The 15,622-nt window shown below is 62.1% G+C and carries 16 protein-coding genes; 4 read left to right on the top strand and 12 right to left on the bottom strand.

Annotated features, from left to right (window positions below; genetic code table 11):
- Window positions 1-5 precede the first annotated feature (5 nt).
- Window positions 6-509 carry a gluconate 2-dehydrogenase subunit 3 family protein gene (locus tag SM130_RS06725; protein ID WP_102823352.1) on the bottom strand — a complete coding sequence of 168 codons (504 nt, stop codon included), beginning with the start codon at window positions 507-509 and terminating at the stop codon, window positions 6-8.
- A 395-nt stretch (window positions 510-904) separates the two neighbouring features.
- Here SM130_RS06725 and SM130_RS06730 point away from each other — a divergent pair, with 395 nt between their 5' ends.
- Complete coding sequence (locus tag SM130_RS06730; RefSeq protein ID WP_102823353.1) at window positions 905-2,836, top strand: sigma-54-dependent Fis family transcriptional regulator; 1,932 nt, start codon at window positions 905-907, stop codon at window positions 2,834-2,836.
- Between the two features lie 14 nt (window positions 2,837-2,850).
- On the opposite strand, the gene SM130_RS06735 is transcribed toward SM130_RS06730, so the two are convergent.
- Complete coding sequence (locus SM130_RS06735) at window positions 2,851-4,383, bottom strand: phosphate ABC transporter substrate-binding protein (RefSeq protein ID WP_102823354.1); 1,533 nt, start codon at window positions 4,381-4,383, stop codon at window positions 2,851-2,853.
- Window positions 4,384-4,636: 253 nt separating this feature from the next.
- Here SM130_RS06735 and SM130_RS06740 point away from each other — a divergent pair, with 253 nt between their 5' ends.
- Window positions 4,637-5,647 carry a zinc-dependent alcohol dehydrogenase family protein gene (locus SM130_RS06740; RefSeq protein ID WP_102823355.1) on the top strand — a complete coding sequence of 337 codons (1,011 nt, stop codon included), beginning with the start codon at window positions 4,637-4,639 and terminating at the stop codon, window positions 5,645-5,647.
- A gap of 61 nt (window positions 5,648-5,708) precedes the next feature.
- Window positions 5,709-6,650 carry a class I SAM-dependent methyltransferase gene (locus tag SM130_RS06745; RefSeq protein WP_102823356.1) on the top strand — a complete coding sequence of 314 codons (942 nt, stop codon included), beginning with the start codon at window positions 5,709-5,711 and terminating at the stop codon, window positions 6,648-6,650.
- A 7-nt stretch (window positions 6,651-6,657) separates the two neighbouring features.
- Here the strand turns inward: SM130_RS06745 and SM130_RS06750 are convergent, their stop codons facing one another.
- From SM130_RS06750 to SM130_RS06795, 10 genes are all read right to left on the bottom strand, one after another.
- A complete protein-coding gene (locus SM130_RS06750) occupies window positions 6,658-7,179 on the bottom strand; it encodes an ATP-dependent zinc protease family protein (protein WP_102823357.1) in 522 nt (173 codons plus the stop codon).
- Between the two features lie 55 nt (window positions 7,180-7,234).
- Window positions 7,235-8,191: a LysR family transcriptional regulator gene (locus tag SM130_RS06755; RefSeq protein WP_102823358.1), complete on the bottom strand. Its 957-nt coding sequence runs from the start codon at window positions 8,189-8,191 to the stop codon at window positions 7,235-7,237.
- A 6-nt stretch (window positions 8,192-8,197) separates the two neighbouring features.
- Window positions 8,198-8,872, bottom strand: a complete 675-nt coding sequence (locus SM130_RS06760) for a TetR/AcrR family transcriptional regulator (protein WP_102823359.1) — start codon at window positions 8,870-8,872, stop codon at window positions 8,198-8,200.
- A gap of 251 nt (window positions 8,873-9,123) precedes the next feature.
- Window positions 9,124-9,939 (bottom strand): outer membrane protein OmpK, encoded by an 816-nt coding sequence (locus SM130_RS06765; RefSeq protein WP_102823360.1) that lies wholly within the window; start codon window positions 9,937-9,939, stop codon window positions 9,124-9,126.
- Between the two features lie 367 nt (window positions 9,940-10,306).
- Complete coding sequence (locus SM130_RS06770; protein WP_102823361.1) at window positions 10,307-11,593, bottom strand: hypothetical protein; 1,287 nt, start codon at window positions 11,591-11,593, stop codon at window positions 10,307-10,309.
- A gap of 47 nt (window positions 11,594-11,640) precedes the next feature.
- Window positions 11,641-12,138 carry a curli production assembly protein CsgB gene (locus SM130_RS06775; protein ID WP_102823362.1) on the bottom strand — a complete coding sequence of 166 codons (498 nt, stop codon included), beginning with the start codon at window positions 12,136-12,138 and terminating at the stop codon, window positions 11,641-11,643.
- 253 nt (window positions 12,139-12,391) lie between these two features.
- Window positions 12,392-13,222, bottom strand: a complete 831-nt coding sequence (locus SM130_RS06780) for a CsgG/HfaB family protein (RefSeq protein ID WP_102823363.1) — start codon at window positions 13,220-13,222, stop codon at window positions 12,392-12,394.
- A gap of 22 nt (window positions 13,223-13,244) precedes the next feature.
- Window positions 13,245-13,661 carry a curli assembly protein CsgF gene (locus tag SM130_RS06785; RefSeq protein WP_102823364.1) on the bottom strand — a complete coding sequence of 139 codons (417 nt, stop codon included), beginning with the start codon at window positions 13,659-13,661 and terminating at the stop codon, window positions 13,245-13,247.
- The gene (gene csgE / locus SM130_RS06790; RefSeq protein ID WP_102823365.1) at window positions 13,658-14,041 is read right to left on the bottom strand and encodes a curli production assembly/transport protein CsgE; all 384 of its coding nucleotides are present in this window, start codon (window positions 14,039-14,041) and stop codon (window positions 13,658-13,660) included. Before csgE ends, SM130_RS06785 begins: the two co-directional genes overlap by 4 nt.
- Entirely contained in the window at window positions 14,038-14,688 is a 651-nt protein-coding gene (locus SM130_RS06795) for a helix-turn-helix transcriptional regulator (RefSeq protein ID WP_102823366.1), read from the bottom strand. Before SM130_RS06795 ends, csgE begins: the two co-directional genes overlap by 4 nt.
- 246 nt (window positions 14,689-14,934) lie before the next feature.
- Here SM130_RS06795 and SM130_RS06800 point away from each other — a divergent pair, with 246 nt between their 5' ends.
- Window positions 14,935-15,570: a LysE family translocator gene (locus SM130_RS06800; RefSeq protein ID WP_102823367.1), complete on the top strand. Its 636-nt coding sequence runs from the start codon at window positions 14,935-14,937 to the stop codon at window positions 15,568-15,570.
- Window positions 15,571-15,622 lie beyond the last annotated feature (52 nt).

The following is a 15,622-nucleotide window of genomic DNA, read 5'->3' on the forward strand; positions in this document are numbered from 1 at the left end:
GGCGCTTAGAGCCAGTTCAGGTCGTCGAAGCCGCGGTTGACGTAGCCGCCGTATTCCCAGGACGAACCCTCGTAGCCGAACAGTGGAAACAGCGCCTTGTTGTCGTACAGGCCGAACATCAGGCTGCTGCGCACGGCCTTGAAGAAGGGGGTGTTTTCGATCTCGGTCAGCAGGGCCACGCGCTCGGCCTCATCGAGCTGTTCGAATGGCGAGCCATGGGACTGACGCGCCTGCTGCTGCAGTTCGTCCAGGCCGCGAGCGACCAGGGCTGGCTGTTCATCCACCAGGCCGAGCAAGGGCAGTACGTAGTGGTGGTCGCTGATGAACTCGTGGGGAAACACGTCGCGGCCCATGCGCAGCAGGCCGTCGGGCAGGTCTGGCAGGCGTTCCTCGGCGAGCAGGTTCACCGGGATCAGTTGTGACAGGCTGAGTGCCAGCAAGGACTGGCCGGAAATGGAAAGAAAACGTCGCCGGTTTAGCGTGCCCTGCGGGCGAGCTGAATCGTGCATGACATGACTCCTGATTATTACCGGCAGTTCCAAGCGCATCGGAATGCTGGCGATCTTGTTATGCGTAGAGTTTGTTCCGCAAAACAGTGGGAGCAGGTGTCGTGCCAACTTTAAGTTTAACGATTAATTAAACTTATATTGTTGATAATAAAAGAAATTATTATAAGAGTAAGTGAGAGTTTGGTTGGTGTGTAACGCTGAATACACGTTACACCTGTAAAGACCTGTAAAGCCCTTTACAGTGCATAGATAACAATGCGAATCGTAAAAGTGCTTCTAAAGTTCAGGCTGGCCTGTCCGGTTCAATGGTTTATCCTCCGTTTAATGCAAAACAATAAAGCGTTTCGCTGGAGTCGCCCGCGTTCGGTCTGGCGCGAGCCCTTCGAGGAGGAGGCATGAATCTGCTGTCCGGTCCTGTCAGCCATATCGACGCGGTGTTATCGCTCGCCCACACGCCGCATCTGCCAGGTGATCGCGACCCGATCATTGCGCGCTCATGGCGCCGCTGTGTGCACGATTACGGCCTGGACCCGGCGCGCCCGGCCGAAGCCCGTTACGTGCCCCGGCAGGTCCTGCGTGAGCATCAGGACCAGGCCGACGAATTGATCAACGTCGCCCGTGCTGGCGTGGAGCACCTCTACCGGCAGATTGCCGAACTCGGCTACGTGATCCTGCTGACCGACAATCGCGGCATCGCGGTGCAGTTTCTCGGCGACCCGGCGGATGAAAAGTCGCATCGCAAGACCGGTCTTTTTCTCGGTTCCGATTGGGGCGAGGACCATGCGGGTACCTGCGCGGTCGGCACCTGCATCAAGGAACAGCAGGCACTCACCTGTCACCAGCACGATCACTTCAGCGTCTGGCACACCAACCTCACCTGTACCGCCGTGCCCATGTTCAACCCGCAGGGTCAGTTACTGGCGGTACTGGATATCTCGGCGCTGCATTCGCCGCCGACCAAGGACTCCCAGACCTTCGCCCTGCAGCTGGTCAAGCAGTACGCGCGGATGATCGAGGACGCCTACTTCATGCGGGTTTACCGCGAGCGGCCAATTCTCTGTTTCGACGGCTCCCGTGAGTTCGTGGTGATCAACCGGCGCTATTTGCTGGCGCTGGGGGACAACGGCGAGCTGCTGGCCGGCAACACCGCTGCGCGCGGTCTGCTCGCCGAGCATGGATTGATGACGCCCGGGCTCTTTGGTAACGCGGGACAGACGCGGATTGACCAATTGTTCGATTGCGAGCTCGCTGACGTCCTGAGCATTCCCTACGCCAGCCACGACCAGGTCCGCGCGTTTCGCACCCATCGGCACCAGTTGTTCTTCGCCGCGCTGATGGAGCCGCGCCGCCGGGTGGCGGAACCGGTCGAACGCAGTGTCCCCGGTGGCCACTCCGCGCTTGATGCGCTGGCCGACGACGACCCAGTCATGCGCAAGATGCTCGCGCGCGCCCGACGCCTGTGCAGCGAGCCACTCAACGTGCTGCTCAACGGCGAGACCGGAACCGGCAAAGAGCGGCTGGCCAAGGCACTGCATGAAAGCGGCAGCCGGCGGAGCAAACCTTTCGTGGCGATCAACTGCGGTGCGATGCCCGAATCGCTGATCGAAAGCGAGCTGTTCGGCTATGCCCCGGGCACCTTTACCGGGGCGCGCAGCAAGGGTATGCGCGGGCTGATCCAGCAGGCCGATGGCGGCACGCTGTTCCTCGATGAGATCGGCGACATGCCGTTGCATCTGCAGACCCGCTTGTTGCGTGTGCTGGCCGAACAGGAAGTGATGCCGCTGGGTGCCGAGAAACCGGTGAAGGTGGATATCCGCGTGGTGGCCGCCAGCCACCGCGACCTGCGGCAGATGGTCGAGGCGGGGGCGTTCCGTGAGGATCTGTTTTACCGCCTGAACGGCGCGTTGCTGAAGCTGCCGCCGCTGCGCGAGCGCGCCGACAAAGGCTTTTTGATTGAGCGGGTATTCGCCGAACTCGCCGAGGGCCGGCCGGGCAATCCGCATCTGCGTGGCGATGCCATGAGTGCGCTGCTGGCCTATCCTTGGCCGGGCAACATTCGCGAGCTGCGCAACGTACTTCAATACGCGCTGGCGACTTGTGAGGGTGACGAGATCACCGTGCAGGATCTGCCTGACGAGTGCCTGCCGCCGATTCTGGCGCGCTGTCGTCAATCGGCGGCCGCAGCCGAACCCGAGTCGGCGGCAGCGCTGCGCGAGACGCTGCGCCGTCATCGCTGGAACGTCAGCGCCGCCGCGCGCGAACTTGGCGTGTCGCGACCGACGATGTATCGCCGCATGCGCGTGCTGGGTATCGAAGCGCCGGTCTGACCGGCGCCTGGGTGCTACTCGCTGACAGGCTGTTCCGTCGGCGTGCCTTTTTCAGCGGCGATATCGAACGCGATACTCCAGTTGTGCAGCGGGTAGGGCTGGTGCACCAGTGCCTTGATGTTGGCTTCGGCGGGCATCAGGTCGGGCAGGTATTCGTAGGTGGCGTCGGCGCGCATGGGGTCGCTGTCACGTAGCTGGCCGGCGCCGCCGACCTGGTGGCTGGCGTAGCTGACGCGCGGCTGGCCGCTGAGGTCGCGTCCGGCACGCAGGCGCACAATGGTATCGGCGGCGATTTCGACTGCATCGATGGGTACTTCCCCTTGGTCGTCACGCAGCACGAAACCCTTGTCCTTCACGTCGCGGGCCTGGTGACCGATGTAGGGTTGGTCGAACGCCAATGGTGGGTGCGGTACGTGGAAGTCGATCAACACGTCGCGGCCTTCGGCCGTGGCCTGGCGCGGCGACAGCGGCACCCACTCTTTTCGCTCGATGACGACGTGGTGATAGACCTTGCCGAGCATCTGGCCGAACCAGCGGTAGCCGTTTGCCGACAGGTGCACGCCCTTGTCGGTGTACGGGTAGACCGGGCCGACCAAGTACCAGCCGGGTTCTTCCTCGGCCAGTTCCCATTGCGCCATGCCGATGGCGAGCGAGCCATCCTTGACCGAGGATTTGGCGTCGGTTTGGTAGCTGAAGAAGGCCGGCATCTTTTCCTGACCTGCGATGGCCTTGGCGGTGTCGGCGTAGAGGTCGTCGCGCAACTGGCGCAGTTTGGCCTTGTAGTAGGCCTGGTCGTTCTTGCCGCCGTTGGTGTGGGAATAGTCGAATTCGCCTTGCAGCCAGAAGAAGGCGCTGATGCTGTAACTCTCTTGCTGGGCATCGGCGAGCGCCTTGGCCTGTTCGACTGCCTGGATCACGCGCTGGTATTCATTGGTGCCGCCGCTTTTTGAAAGCTGGGCGACGGAGCGGCCGGAGGTTGAGGCATTGCTGGCGACAAGCAGGTGATCCGGATCGGTATCGCGGCCCAGGTGATGCAGATACAGCCGCCGCGCCATGTTCAGCGCGCCGACTTCCACAGATTCACCTTCCTCCTGGGCCTTCGGGTCAAGTTTGGCGACCTTTTCCGTATCGAGCAGCACTGCCGCGTTGCTCTTCTGTTGCACCACGGCCCGCAGTGGGGTGAACGCGGCATCGCCCACCGGTTTGAACGTTGCACCGCTGAAGGCGGCCGAACGTGGCGAATCGCCGAGCATCAGGTTGTCGTAGCGCGGTGCGACCGAGAGTGCCGGCCAGCCTTCGGCCGCGGAGGCGAGCGATTGGCCGTAGGTGATGATGTGGTTGTACTTGCTTTCCAGCGGTTGAGTCAGCTCGTTCGGCTTTGCCAGCAGTTCAGCGGTCAGACGCTTGTTTTCGGTATCACGGGCAGCCATTTCACTGTCCGACAGGGCGGCGAGGGTGGGCGTGGCGATGGTCAGCAGGGCTACGGCGATGGCTGCACGCAGACGTGGAGAAGTCAGCTGTTGGGGGCGATGGCGAAGCTCGGGCATGGGGTTGCGGTTCCGGGACGGCACTGGATCATCGTGTACGGCAAGTTGCAGGCGAGCCGTAGGTATTGTCGGACGCGCTTTCGACGGTACTAAAGGACGTAAGTTCGCGGCAGCCATGTCGATGGCGGATTGGCTATGCTGTGGCGCATTCGAGCGGCGCTCATGCAGCGATGCGCAGCAGGTTTTGGCAGGTCGAACGATGTCGTTGCCGTCCGCTCCCATGCAGGTCATTCCATTAGCAGAGGAGAACTCCATGAGCCATAAAGCCATATTCGTGCAGCCCGGTGGCGGCTACGACCGGGTCGTCGTCGGCACCAGCGAGGCTGCCACGCCAGGGGCCGGTGAGATCACCGTGCGCCTGCGCGCCAACTCGCTCAACTATCACGACTTCGCGGTAGTGAGCGGCATGTGGGGCCCGAGCGAGCCACGCATTCCCATGGCCGATGGTGCCGGTGAAGTGCTGGCGGTGGGCGCAGGCGTGACCGAATTTGCGGTCGGCGATGCAGTGGTCAGTACCTTCTTCCCCGACTGGCTGGCCGGTGAGCCTTTGATCGAAGGCTTTGCCACCGTGCCAGGCGACGGCATCGACGGTTACGCGCGGGAAATGGTCACCGCCCGCGCCACCTCGTTCACCCATGCACCCAAGGGCTACAGCCATGCCGAGGCGTCGACCTTGACCACCGCCGGCCTAACCGCCTGGCGTGCGCTGATGGCCGACGGCAAGCTCAAGCCCGGCGACAGCGTGCTGATCCAGGGCACCGGCGGCGTTTCCATCTTTGCCCTGCAGTTCGCCAAGATGGCCGGCGCCACGGTCATCGCCACCTCGTCCAGCGATGCCAAGCTGGAGCGCCTGCGCGAGATGGGCGCCGATCATCTGATCAACTACCGCAGCACGCCGGCCTGGGGTGAAACGGTGCGCCAGCTTACCGATGGCCGCGGCGTCGACCATGTGATCGAGGTGGGCGGCCCGGCGACACTGGAGCAGTCGATGGTGGCGGCGCGCATCGGCGGGCATATCGCTGTCATCGGCATCCTCACCGGCGTGGCGGGCGAGCTGCCGCTGGTGCCGGCGCTGGTGCGTCAGTTGCGTCTGCAGGGTGTGCTGGTGGGCAGCCGCGCGCAGCAGCAGGAGATGATCCGCGCCATCGACGCTAACGGCATTCGCCCGGTCATCGACAAGCACTTCGCGGTGGACGATATCGTCGAGGCGTTCCGCTACCAGGAAACCAACCAGCACTTTGGCAAGATCTGCCTGGATATCTGAAGCCTGGCGTCGGCGGCGGCTGCGTTTAGAATGCGCGGCCACGCTGCCGACGATGCCCGCCATGACGCCCGAACACCTCTCCATTCTGCAAGATCACCTGCTCGACGCCTTGGCCAACGTGCCCGACGAGACGCGGCGGTTGTTTCACGGCCGCGGCCGCTGCTATCCGGGGCTCGAACAACTGACCGTCGACTGGCTGCAGGGCGTGCTGCTGGTGGCGCTGTTTCGTGATCCCGGCGAGGCGGAACGGGCGGCGCTAGGGCAGATGCTTATGGCGCTGACCGAATCCCCGGCCTGGCAGCAGAGCCAGGCGCAGCGCTTGCTGCTGCAGCATCGCTATCTGCCGGATGCGCCGACCGAAGCGTTGCTGGGCGATGTGCCCGCCGAGTGGCAGATCAGCGAGAACGGCCTGCGCTACAAGCTCGATCTCGGGCGCAAGCAGAACAACGGTCTGTTTCTCGACATGCGCTACGGCCGACGCTGGGTGCAGGAACATGCGCAGGGCAAGCGGGTGCTCAACCTGTTCGCCTACACCTGCGGCTTCTCCGTCGCAGCGATTGCCGGTGGCGCCGAGCACGTGGTCAATCTGGACATGGCCAGTGCCGCCCTGACCCGTGGGCGGGAGAACCATCGCCTCAATGGACACGATCTGAGTCGGGTCAGCTTTCTCGGCCACGAGCTGTTTAAATCCTGGGGCAAGGTGAAAAAGCTCGGGCCTTACGATCTGGTCATCATCGACCCGCCATCCTTCCAGAAGGGCAGCTTTGCCCTGACCCGCGACTACCAGAAGATCCTGCGTAAGCTGCCGGAATTGCTGAACGCCGACGGCCAGGTGCTGGCCTGTGTGAATGACCCGGACATCGGCGCGGACTTCCTGATCCAGGGCATGGCTGCCGAGGCGCCGCAGCTGCGTTTCGAGCAGCGTCTGGAGAACCCGCCGGAGTTTCCCGACATCAGCCCCGAGAGCGGGCTCAAGGCGATGCTGTTCGTAACGTCGGGTTAACGCCTGCTCAGCGATTGGCTACTTCGGAGCAATTGGGCTCGATGGTGAAGGTGCGTGCCGAGTCCACCGGGCCGAGCTTTTCCAAGGTCCGCCGACCAAGCAGCACCGGGTAGTGCATCTCGTCCCGGTCCCGTAGCGAGAACTCCTCTTCGAGCAGGCGATCACCGACGCAGACCTTCATCAGCACCACAGGTCGGTCTTCCTTGCCGCCGGCGCCGCGAACAGTCAGCTCCCGCTGAAGTTTGCGTTCGATCCGCGACTTGACCAGCTTGTCATGCTCGACGTCCTTGAGGTCTAGATCGAAGCGGACCCACTTGTCGCCGTTCTTCTCGAAGTAGTCGAGGTCCTCGGCGTGCATGGAGGACGTCAGCGCCCCGGTATCGAGTTTGAATTTCACCGTGACCTGTTCCGGGAGGATCAGGCCGCGCTCCACCCAGCCCAGCGGCGTACCTTCTGCCGCAAGCGATGACAGGGTGGTCAGAGAAAGGAGTAGGGCGGCCGGCACTGCGAGCAATCGAGAGGCGTTCAAGGGACGTTCCTGAGCGTTTGGGTTCGCTCAATAGAGCGATATCCGCTGCGGATGTTCAGCCGGCTGTCGTCCCGTTGCTGCCGGCGCCGTTCTGCGCGGCTTCGCGAACGGCGATCTCTTCACTCAACGCGCGGACGAACGCATCCACTGCGACCGGCAGGTAGCGCGAGCTGCGCACGTAGACGCCGAGGTCGCTGAATACCGAGCCGCTGTCGTTCAGCGGCACATGCACCAGCGTGCCGTTGGCGAGTTCGGCCTCGATGCCGATGCGCGTCTGGAACGCGACGCCGGTGCCGCGCTTGGCCATCTGCAGGGCCAGCTCCACCGAACTGGTTTCCAGTGGCGCCTTGTGTCGCGGACGAGTACGCGCCAGCAGCGGTGCCAGCAGGTGATGAATGGAAAGGTCGCTCTTGGCGAGGATCAGCGGATATTCGGCGCAGGTGGCGAAGCTGACGTCGGATCGCGTGGCCAGCGGATGCGCCGGGTTGACGATGGCGCCCAGGCGGAAATGGCCGACGCCCAGCTGCTGCAGATCGGTGGTGCGCGGCAGGGCAAAAGCCAGGCCGATGTCCGCCTGACCGCTGATGACCGCTTCGGGAATTGCCTGCGAGCCGAGGCTGGTGACGCCCACTGTGACCCGTGGATAGCGCTCGCGCAGTTGCTCCAGCACGCCGGGCAATAGATCGGTGGTGACGCCCGATACGGTGGCAATTTCCACATGGCCGGTGCGCAGGCCCTGTAGTGCATCCAGTTCGGAGCGCACGCGCTCGGCGTCCTGCAGTACGACGATGACGTGGCGGGCGAAGATCTCGCCGGCAGCGGTCAGTCGCAGCCCACCGGGCAGACGTTCGAACAGCGGCGTGCCGATCTCGTCTTCGAGCTTGAGAATCTGCCGGTTCACCGCCGAAGAGGCAACGTTCAGCCGCCGCGACGCTTCGCGAATCGACTGGCAGCGGCGCACCATGTCGAAGTAATGGATGGCCGGCGAGTGGATGCGCAGCTTGCGCGACACGCTCTGTCAGCGCTCCGCGGTTGGCGGCGGTGTTAGTCCGCAGCCTTTAAGAATGATGGCGATCAGGTTGTCGCTGGCCTGGGAAAAGTCTGCGCGGGTCATGCGTTTGCCGTTGATGCGGCGGATCTGATCGGAAAAATCGGCGTAGTGCTGAGTGCTGCTCCAGATCATGAAGATCAGGTGCATCGGGTCCACGGGGTCCATCTTGCCGGCGGCGATCCAGGCGTCGAATACGGCGGCACGGCCGCGAAACCAGTTGCGGTAGTCCTTGTTGAAATGCTCGGACAGGCATTCACAGCCGCTGATGACCTCCATGGCGAAGATCTTCGACGCCTGCGGATGACGGCGCGAGAATTCCATCTTGATGCGGATGTACTCGGCCAGCGCGGTGGCCGGGTCGTCGTCTACGGTCATGTCATCGAAGGCGGTGTCCCAGAGTTCGAGGATGTGGCGCATGACTTCGACGTACAGCCCGAGCTTGCTGTTGAAGTAGTAATGCACATTCGCCTTGGGCAGCCCTGCGCGGGTGGCAATGGCATTCATGCTGGTGCCTTTGAAGCCGTAGCGGGCGAACTCTTCGGCGGCGGCAGCGAGTATGGATTCCTCATTCTTCTGGCGAATACGGCCAGCGGGTTTGCCTTGTGCGGTGTAGAGCGGCTGCGGTGCGTTGTTCTTGTCCATGATCCCTATCCGTTAGCGCGCTGGCGGCCGGCCTTCAGTATGGGCGTTAGCCCAGCTTTGGAAGCCGTCATCGGTTTCGGTGGGCTGAAGCCCACCCTACGGTCCAGGCCACGAATCCAGAGGAGGAGGCGGTGAACCGAGTCGGGCTGATTCTGCACGAGTTTTGTTGCATGAACAGCCGTTGCGCTTGCCAGGATCAACAGCCGTTCTTGCAGGGCAAGCGCCGCCCGCGCATTCGGGCGGCGAGCGCGTCAGAAATGCGCTTTGACGATGGCGCTGAAGGTGTTCTGGTCGGTCGGGCCAACGAAGTTCTCGCTGACGAAACCGCCGTCCTCGATGCCGTACTTGTTCGACCAGTAGTCGTACTCGATACCGACGTAGAGCTTGCCGGGCGTGTAGTCGAGCGCCTTGCCGAGGTCGTACTTGATCTGCGGGTTGAAGTGGAAGTTCTTCTTCAGCTCGGTGTTGCTGTTCTTCTTGTCGTTGACGACCCAGTCGATATAGCCGTCGAAGAGGATGTCCGATTTGCCTACCGGGAAGGTCATGGCCCAGGTCGGGGTGATCTGCCACTGGCCGCCCGGCTTGCCGGTGGTCCCGTCAGGTTTGCGGTAATAGGTATTCAAGGCGAAGCGATCGAAGCCAGGAATGGCGAGGTCCACGGCTGGACCGAGCAGGTAGTTCTGGTTGGGCGTACCGTCGTCCTGGCTTTCCCCACGCTCGTAGGTTGCCGAGATGAGTACGTCCTTGATCGGGCCGAAGGACAGGTCAGTACCTGTGATCTTGCCCAGCGACAGGCGCGGGCTGAACTCGCCGTAATAGGTATGGCCGTCGCTGCCAGAAATGCCGTTGTACCACTTGTTGTCGACGAACAGGAACATGTCCCCCCAGGTCCAGCCGCTGGCATGTTCGAAGGTAATGGTCTGCTGGATTTCGCCGGCATCCACCTTGTAATCCTTGCCGTACAGATAGGTCAGGCTGTTGTTCTGCCAGAGCATGGGGCTGGCCATGGCTTGGCTGCTGAGGATGAACCCGGCCGCGAGGGCTGCGGTGGTCAGGCTGCGCTTCATTGGGTGTTTCTCCGTATTGGCATTTGAATGAGCTTGTAAGTTGTCCAAGCGGTCAGGCTTTGGTCCCAAAGCAAGCGCCGAGCCAATATCTAGAGGTGTCTGTAGCGTTTAGATAACTAACTGAATTTAAAGTCTTTAATTAGTGGTTCTGACGAGGGTGATGGTACGCAGCACGTGCTAGCCAGGCCGGCATGCTGCACGCATGACCTGACCGAAGCGTCAGCTTGCTTCAGTTTGGGGCGCGGCAGGTGGCTGATCGCCAGGTTCGCCACCGAAACGGTGCGTGGGTTGGCAACGATGCGCAGCAGGCAGGCAATGCTGAAACGCGACTGCCGGCACGCGGCCGGCAGTCGAGGGGCGGAGGGGCTTATTGCTGGGTGACGAGGGCGCTGTTGTGGGTGCCGTTCTGAGTGATGTAAGCGGCGTTGCCATAGCCGGCCTGGCTGGCGATTGCATCGTTGCCGAAGCCATGCTGAGTCACCTTGACCAAGTGATCAGCGCCGCTCTGGGTCAGCATGACGTCGTTGAACGAGCCTTCCTGGCGAACGGTGGCCAGGTTGTCGCGGCCGTCCTGTTCGATGTCGGCGGTATTGTTCGCACCATAACTGACCCCGACGATCTCGTTGTCGACGCCGTGCTGTACGGCGTTCAGCTCATTAGCGACGCCGTCCTGGTGGAAGTGCAGGTCGTTGCCGCGGCCCTCCTGTTCCACTGCGGCGACGTTGAAGTCGCCTTCCTGGATGGTCTTGGCAGTCTGATTGCGCCCGTCCTGGTAAACGTCAGCGCTGTTATATCTACCAGACTGCTCAGTTGTAGCCGTGTTGTTGCCACCGAACCAGCCGTTGGTCTGCGTGATGCTGGAATCGTTGCGCTCGCCGTACTGCACGACGAAAGCGTTCTGCGCATTGCCGCTCTGGTCGATGTCGACGCTGTTGTGGCTGCCGACGGAATCGACATAAGCCTCGTGCTGCACGCCGGTCTGGGAAACCATGGCGTCGTTGCGCCATCCGCTCTGCTCGACTTCGGCGATGGAGCCGCTGCTGAGGAGTTGCGTGACGTGAGCGTCGTTATCGGTGCCCTGCTGATCAATGCTCGCGCGGTCTGTGAGGCTGGCGGCTTGCGTGATGCTGCCGTTGTTCAGGTCGCCATTCTGCGTAAGCGTGGCCTGGCTGGCGTAGCTGGCGGATTGAGTGACTAGGCCGTAGTTGTCTTTGCCGGTCTGGCTGGTGGTGGCGTTGGTCATCGTCGCTGCAGTCTGGAAGGTTTCGGCGACGTTGTTGATACCGTTCTGGTTTTGCGTGGCACCAGTCTTGTACGTGCCGGTCTGTTCAACCAGCGCATCGTTGCCCCAGCCGCGCTGGTTCTGGGTCGAGCCGGTCATCACCGTGGCATTCTGCTGGGAATTGGCAACGTTGAAATTGCCCGCCTGAGACTGCACTGCGGTGGTGTCCCGCGAGCTGTGCTGCTCGATCATCGCGTTGTTGCCGAAGCCGCTCTGGCCCTGCTTGGCCAGATTGCCCGAACCGCCGCTTTGCAGCACTTCTGCGACATTGTTGATGCCAAGCTGGTTTTGCTCCGACGTGTTGTCGGCGGCGAAAGCCTGGGCAGTGGCGACTGTCAGAATGGCTGCTACAAGAGGTTTGAACTTAAACATTTTTGTCACTCCATGGATGTTTTAAGTACAGCGGTATTTCCTTGGGATTAGCGGTACTGGCGAACCACTACCGTCAGACCTTGGCCGCTCTGGCTGACATTGCTGCTGTGCCCGCTGCCGGTCTGTTCGATGAGGGCGCGATTGCTCGAACCCCGCTGCGCGATGGTGGCCCGGTTGTCCGAGCCGAACTGTTCGATGTGGGCGTCGTTGTCGAAGCCGTTCTGGCTGATCAGCCCGGTATTGCCCAGGCCGATCTGTTCGATAGACGCGCTATTGGCGTAGCCGCTCTGGATGATGTACGCCTCCAGTTCAGCGCCCCGTTGCTCGATGCGACCGGCCATGTCCTGGCCGGATTGCTGGACGACTGCCAGCGCGCCCTGCGCACTGATTGCGCTTTGGCTGAGCAAGGACAGGTCTCCGCTGATGCGGGGCAGTTCGGCGGGGGCGAGATCGGTAAGGCGTGCGGTATCGGCGTAGCTGCAAGAGGCCAGCAGCAGAACGGCGGGTAACAGCAGGTCATACGCAATCCGTTGCGAGCGGGTCATGGGGCCTGTCCTGGTTGGGCTCATATGCCGACATACTTGCCCCGAATCGGGACGGCGAACATCCATCCAATGATTGAAAATGCTGCGATTTGGTGCGTGGCAGCCATGTCTGCGGTGATGTTGCCGGTAGCTTCGTCCGCTCGGGCCAGCCGCCGACGGGCCCGCCGGGACGAGACGCCGGCGGCCGTTGAACGGCCTTTTAGATAATCGGGCAGCTGTGCGAAGCCTGTCGGCGTTGCGCCGACGAGCGGGGTCAGTTCAGTTTGCTCAGGTACTTGCTTAGCTCCGGATGCTCGCTGCCATGGCCGTCGGCAGTCTGCCAAAGGCGACGATCGACACCTTGGGCGATCAGGTGCGCGACAGCGGCCTCGATCGCCGAAAGCACGCAAAGCTGCGCCGGTTCGTTGGTGGTGTAGCCGGCCTCGGCCTCGAGCAGTTCCTTGAACTCGATGAACTTGTAGACGTTGGCGCTGCGGCCGACAGAGAAGATCGTCTTGGTGGTCATCACGTTGGAAAGTACCCGGCCGCTGCGCACATCGATGGCCCGCAGATTCACCGTGACCTGGTCGACGCGGTATTCCTGCGATACGCCGATACCGAGATAACGTGCGCCCTGGCCGCCACTGCGCACGTTGGTCTCGTACGCGACGATGGCGCCTTCCATGATGATGTTGGCCGCCAGCAGCGATGGCAGTTCGGACTGGATGTTAGGGGCTACATCCGGCTTGGCCTGCGAGGCGCGGATGATCTTGCGCTCGGTCAAAACGTTCTGCAGACCTTCGCGTTCGAGCACGACGAACCAGCCACTGGCCTGCATCGCATCGACCAGCATGCTCGCCGCGCCCTGGGTCACTGCGGTGGAGAACGAGCTGGCCGGCGTCGGCTTGTACTGGCCGGTCTGGTCGCGAAAACCGTACACCGCAGCCACCAGGGGCCCTTTCGGGCGCGGCAGTGCCAGCAGGTCCTGATAGGTCGAAGTACGTGGGGTCAGGGTTGGCGGGTGCTGGTCGGCAGACATGGGCTCGCGTACGGCGCAACCCTGAAGTACAGCCATCATCCCTATGGCTACGAATAGGCTTCTCATGGCCTTTGTTTCTCCTTGGTGGTCAGTTTTGCCCGACGATGATTTCGGATATTTCACCGGTGAGGCGGTCTTTGATTTCCACGATCAGCATGCCGGCATCGCCGTTGTAGACGCGCACGATAAAGTCATCGGTGGTCAGCGTGCCGGTCTCGCCTCTGCCAACGCCGGCAAGCAGGTCACCCAGCAGGCGAGATTCCAGCTGGCTGGTGAAGCGATCCAGTGATGACTGATTGCCCAGCAGCGATGAACGGTCCAGTGCGTCGGGGTCCTTCTTCTTGTTCTGCGCCTGGGCGTTGCCCAACAGCCAGGCACCGTTGAGCGGGCTGCCACCGAAGGATGGATTGACCGGGGTGTACACCAGTTCGGTGGCGCTGGCGCCGGCACTGAGTAGCAGGCTGGCGAGCAGAGCGCCGAGGGTTTTGCGGGTGAGCTGTTTCATAACTCGTCCTTGGCCATATCTATGTTGTCTTCGAACAGCGCTTCGATCTTGCGCCGGTTGATCTCCTGCACCACGAAGTCGGCCGCCTCGTAGGCCGGCTCCTTCATGTCCGCCACGTTGGGCTGCAGGAAGCGGCGATACAGCGTCCGGTTCTCGTGTTCCACCCAGACCAGAACGCCCCAGCGCGCCGAGGGCCTTTCCTTGATGGCGAGGTTGAAGTCCAGGCTGCTGATGTCGTTCAGGCGCTCGCAGAAGCGGACGTAGAACTCATGACCGGAGCGGGAAACCGTGTTGTCGGTGATGAAACCCTGCAGCTCGGCTTCATCGGCGTGGGCGGACAGGCCCAACAGCAGCAGAAGCAGTGCGGCAGCGCGTATCACGACACCGCCTCACCGACGTGCGCCAGCACCAGCGATGCGCCCTGGGCACGATTGCTGGCGCCGAGCTTGCGCAGGGCGTTGTGCACGTGACTCTTGATGGTGTGAATGCTCAGGTGCAGCTTTTCACCAATGGCTGCGTTGGACAGACCTTGCCCGGCGAGGGCGAGAATCTGCTTTTCACGCAGCGTCAGCTCGTCGATCACCTGATGCGCGTTGCTGAGCTGGCGATAGCGGCAGAGCAGCGTTTCCATCAGAGGCCGGGGCAACCAGTCGCCGCCAGCGAGCATGGCCTCGACGCCACGCACGAAAATGTTGCGCGGAGTAGCGCGGTAGAAGACACCGCGTATCCATGGATGCGTTTCGACCAGCCGCCGCGCCTGATCAGGCTGGGAGTTGATCAGCGCCACCGGAGCGTCGCCGAACTGCCGTAGCAGATGCACGCATTCGTCGCGGTCAAAACTGGCGACATCGAGCAGGATCAACGCGGCATCGGCCTGTTCCGGCCTAGGTGCGAGCATATGGAGGAGGGTGCAGTCGGGGCCGTCGTGGAGATGCTGGCGCAGCGTGCTGTGGAGAAGCTTGCTGGCGGAAAGCAGCATCACGCGAGGTTGGGCGGCCTGGAAGGCCGACAAAGCTTGATCTTTCATTCGCATTTCCCTTGCTGAATGTTGATGGGAGTCCTTGATCTTTCTTACTCTTCAGGTGGCGCGTTACGGTGCGCATTTGAAAATAGTTCAGCTATGCGACAAAAAAAAGTCAAAAGTAAAAATAAGTGTCAGATTGCCGACGAAGAGCTGGGGTGTTTCTGCTGGCAGCGCTTCGGTGCTGCTTTCCAGGGTCTGATTTCTGAATGAAGCCGCTCACTCGGCGTATGGCACAAGGAGATGGAAAAAATGGATGACCCGCTCTTCTGGCTGGTTTTTTTTTCGGCTGCGCTGGCGCTGAATCTGTCGCCTGGGCCGGACTTGCTTTACGTGATCTCGCGAACCCTGAGTGGTGGACGCCGCATCGGCATCATTTCCGCCTGCGGCGTGTGCAGCGGGGCGCTGGTTCATGTCGCCTTCGCTGCGTTGGGGATTTCGGCAATCCTTGCCACCTCGGCGCTCGCCTTTACCGTGGTCAAGTATGTCGGCGCCGCCTATCTGCTCTACCTCGGCTATCAGGCGCTGCGGTCGGCCGGTAGCGGGACGGCGCTAGCGCCCAAGGCCGCGCCACGAACCTCGGCCTGGAAAGCCTATCGCCAGGGCGTAATGGTCGATTTGCTGAACCCCAAGGTGGCCATCTTCTTCATGGCATTCCTGCCGCAGTTCGTTCGCCCCGAGCATGGTGCGGTGCCGCTACAACTGCTGGTGCTCGGCGTGTTGGTGGTCATGGTGGCGATCATTGTCGAAAGCGCTATGGTGCTGCTGGCAGCGCGTGCCACGCAGACGCTGCGAAACAATCCGGCCGTGAGCCAGTGGCTCGACCGGGTATTGGGCTCGGTCCTTATCGCGCTTGGCATCCGCCTGGGACTGAGCGAGCGCATCTGAAGGGGAATTGATCCGCCCCGTGCGGTTCTCAACAGGGGAGGGTCGCCAATCG

Source organism: Stutzerimonas stutzeri (genome assembly GCF_038561965.1).
Lineage (GTDB): Bacteria > Pseudomonadota > Gammaproteobacteria > Pseudomonadales > Pseudomonadaceae > Stutzerimonas > Stutzerimonas stutzeri_AA.

Excerpts from the sequence above, each read along its gene's own strand:
- SM130_RS06725 (WP_102823352.1), bottom strand. The coding sequence starts at position 509 with ATGCACGATTCAGCTCGCCCGCAGGGCACGCTAAACCGGCGACGTTTT.
- SM130_RS06730 (WP_102823353.1), top strand. The coding sequence starts at position 905 with ATGAATCTGCTGTCCGGTCCTGTCAGCCATATCGACGCGGTGTTATCG.
- SM130_RS06735 (WP_102823354.1), bottom strand. The coding sequence starts at position 4,383 with ATGCCCGAGCTTCGCCATCGCCCCCAACAGCTGACTTCTCCACGTCTG.
- SM130_RS06740 (WP_102823355.1), top strand. The coding sequence starts at position 4,637 with ATGAGCCATAAAGCCATATTCGTGCAGCCCGGTGGCGGCTACGACCGG.
- SM130_RS06745 (WP_102823356.1), top strand. The coding sequence starts at position 5,709 with ATGACGCCCGAACACCTCTCCATTCTGCAAGATCACCTGCTCGACGCC.
- SM130_RS06760 (WP_102823359.1), bottom strand. The coding sequence starts at position 8,872 with ATGGACAAGAACAACGCACCGCAGCCGCTCTACACCGCACAAGGCAAA.
- SM130_RS06765 (WP_102823360.1), bottom strand. The coding sequence starts at position 9,939 with ATGAAGCGCAGCCTGACCACCGCAGCCCTCGCGGCCGGGTTCATCCTC.
- SM130_RS06770 (WP_102823361.1), bottom strand. The coding sequence starts at position 11,593 with ATGTTTAAGTTCAAACCTCTTGTAGCAGCCATTCTGACAGTCGCCACT.
- SM130_RS06775 (WP_102823362.1), bottom strand. The coding sequence starts at position 12,138 with ATGACCCGCTCGCAACGGATTGCGTATGACCTGCTGTTACCCGCCGTT.
- SM130_RS06780 (WP_102823363.1), bottom strand. The coding sequence starts at position 13,222 with ATGAGAAGCCTATTCGTAGCCATAGGGATGATGGCTGTACTTCAGGGT.
- SM130_RS06785 (WP_102823364.1), bottom strand. The coding sequence starts at position 13,661 with ATGAAACAGCTCACCCGCAAAACCCTCGGCGCTCTGCTCGCCAGCCTG.
- SM130_RS06795 (WP_102823366.1), bottom strand. The coding sequence starts at position 14,688 with ATGAAAGATCAAGCTTTGTCGGCCTTCCAGGCCGCCCAACCTCGCGTG.
- SM130_RS06800 (WP_102823367.1), top strand. The coding sequence starts at position 14,935 with ATGGATGACCCGCTCTTCTGGCTGGTTTTTTTTTCGGCTGCGCTGGCG.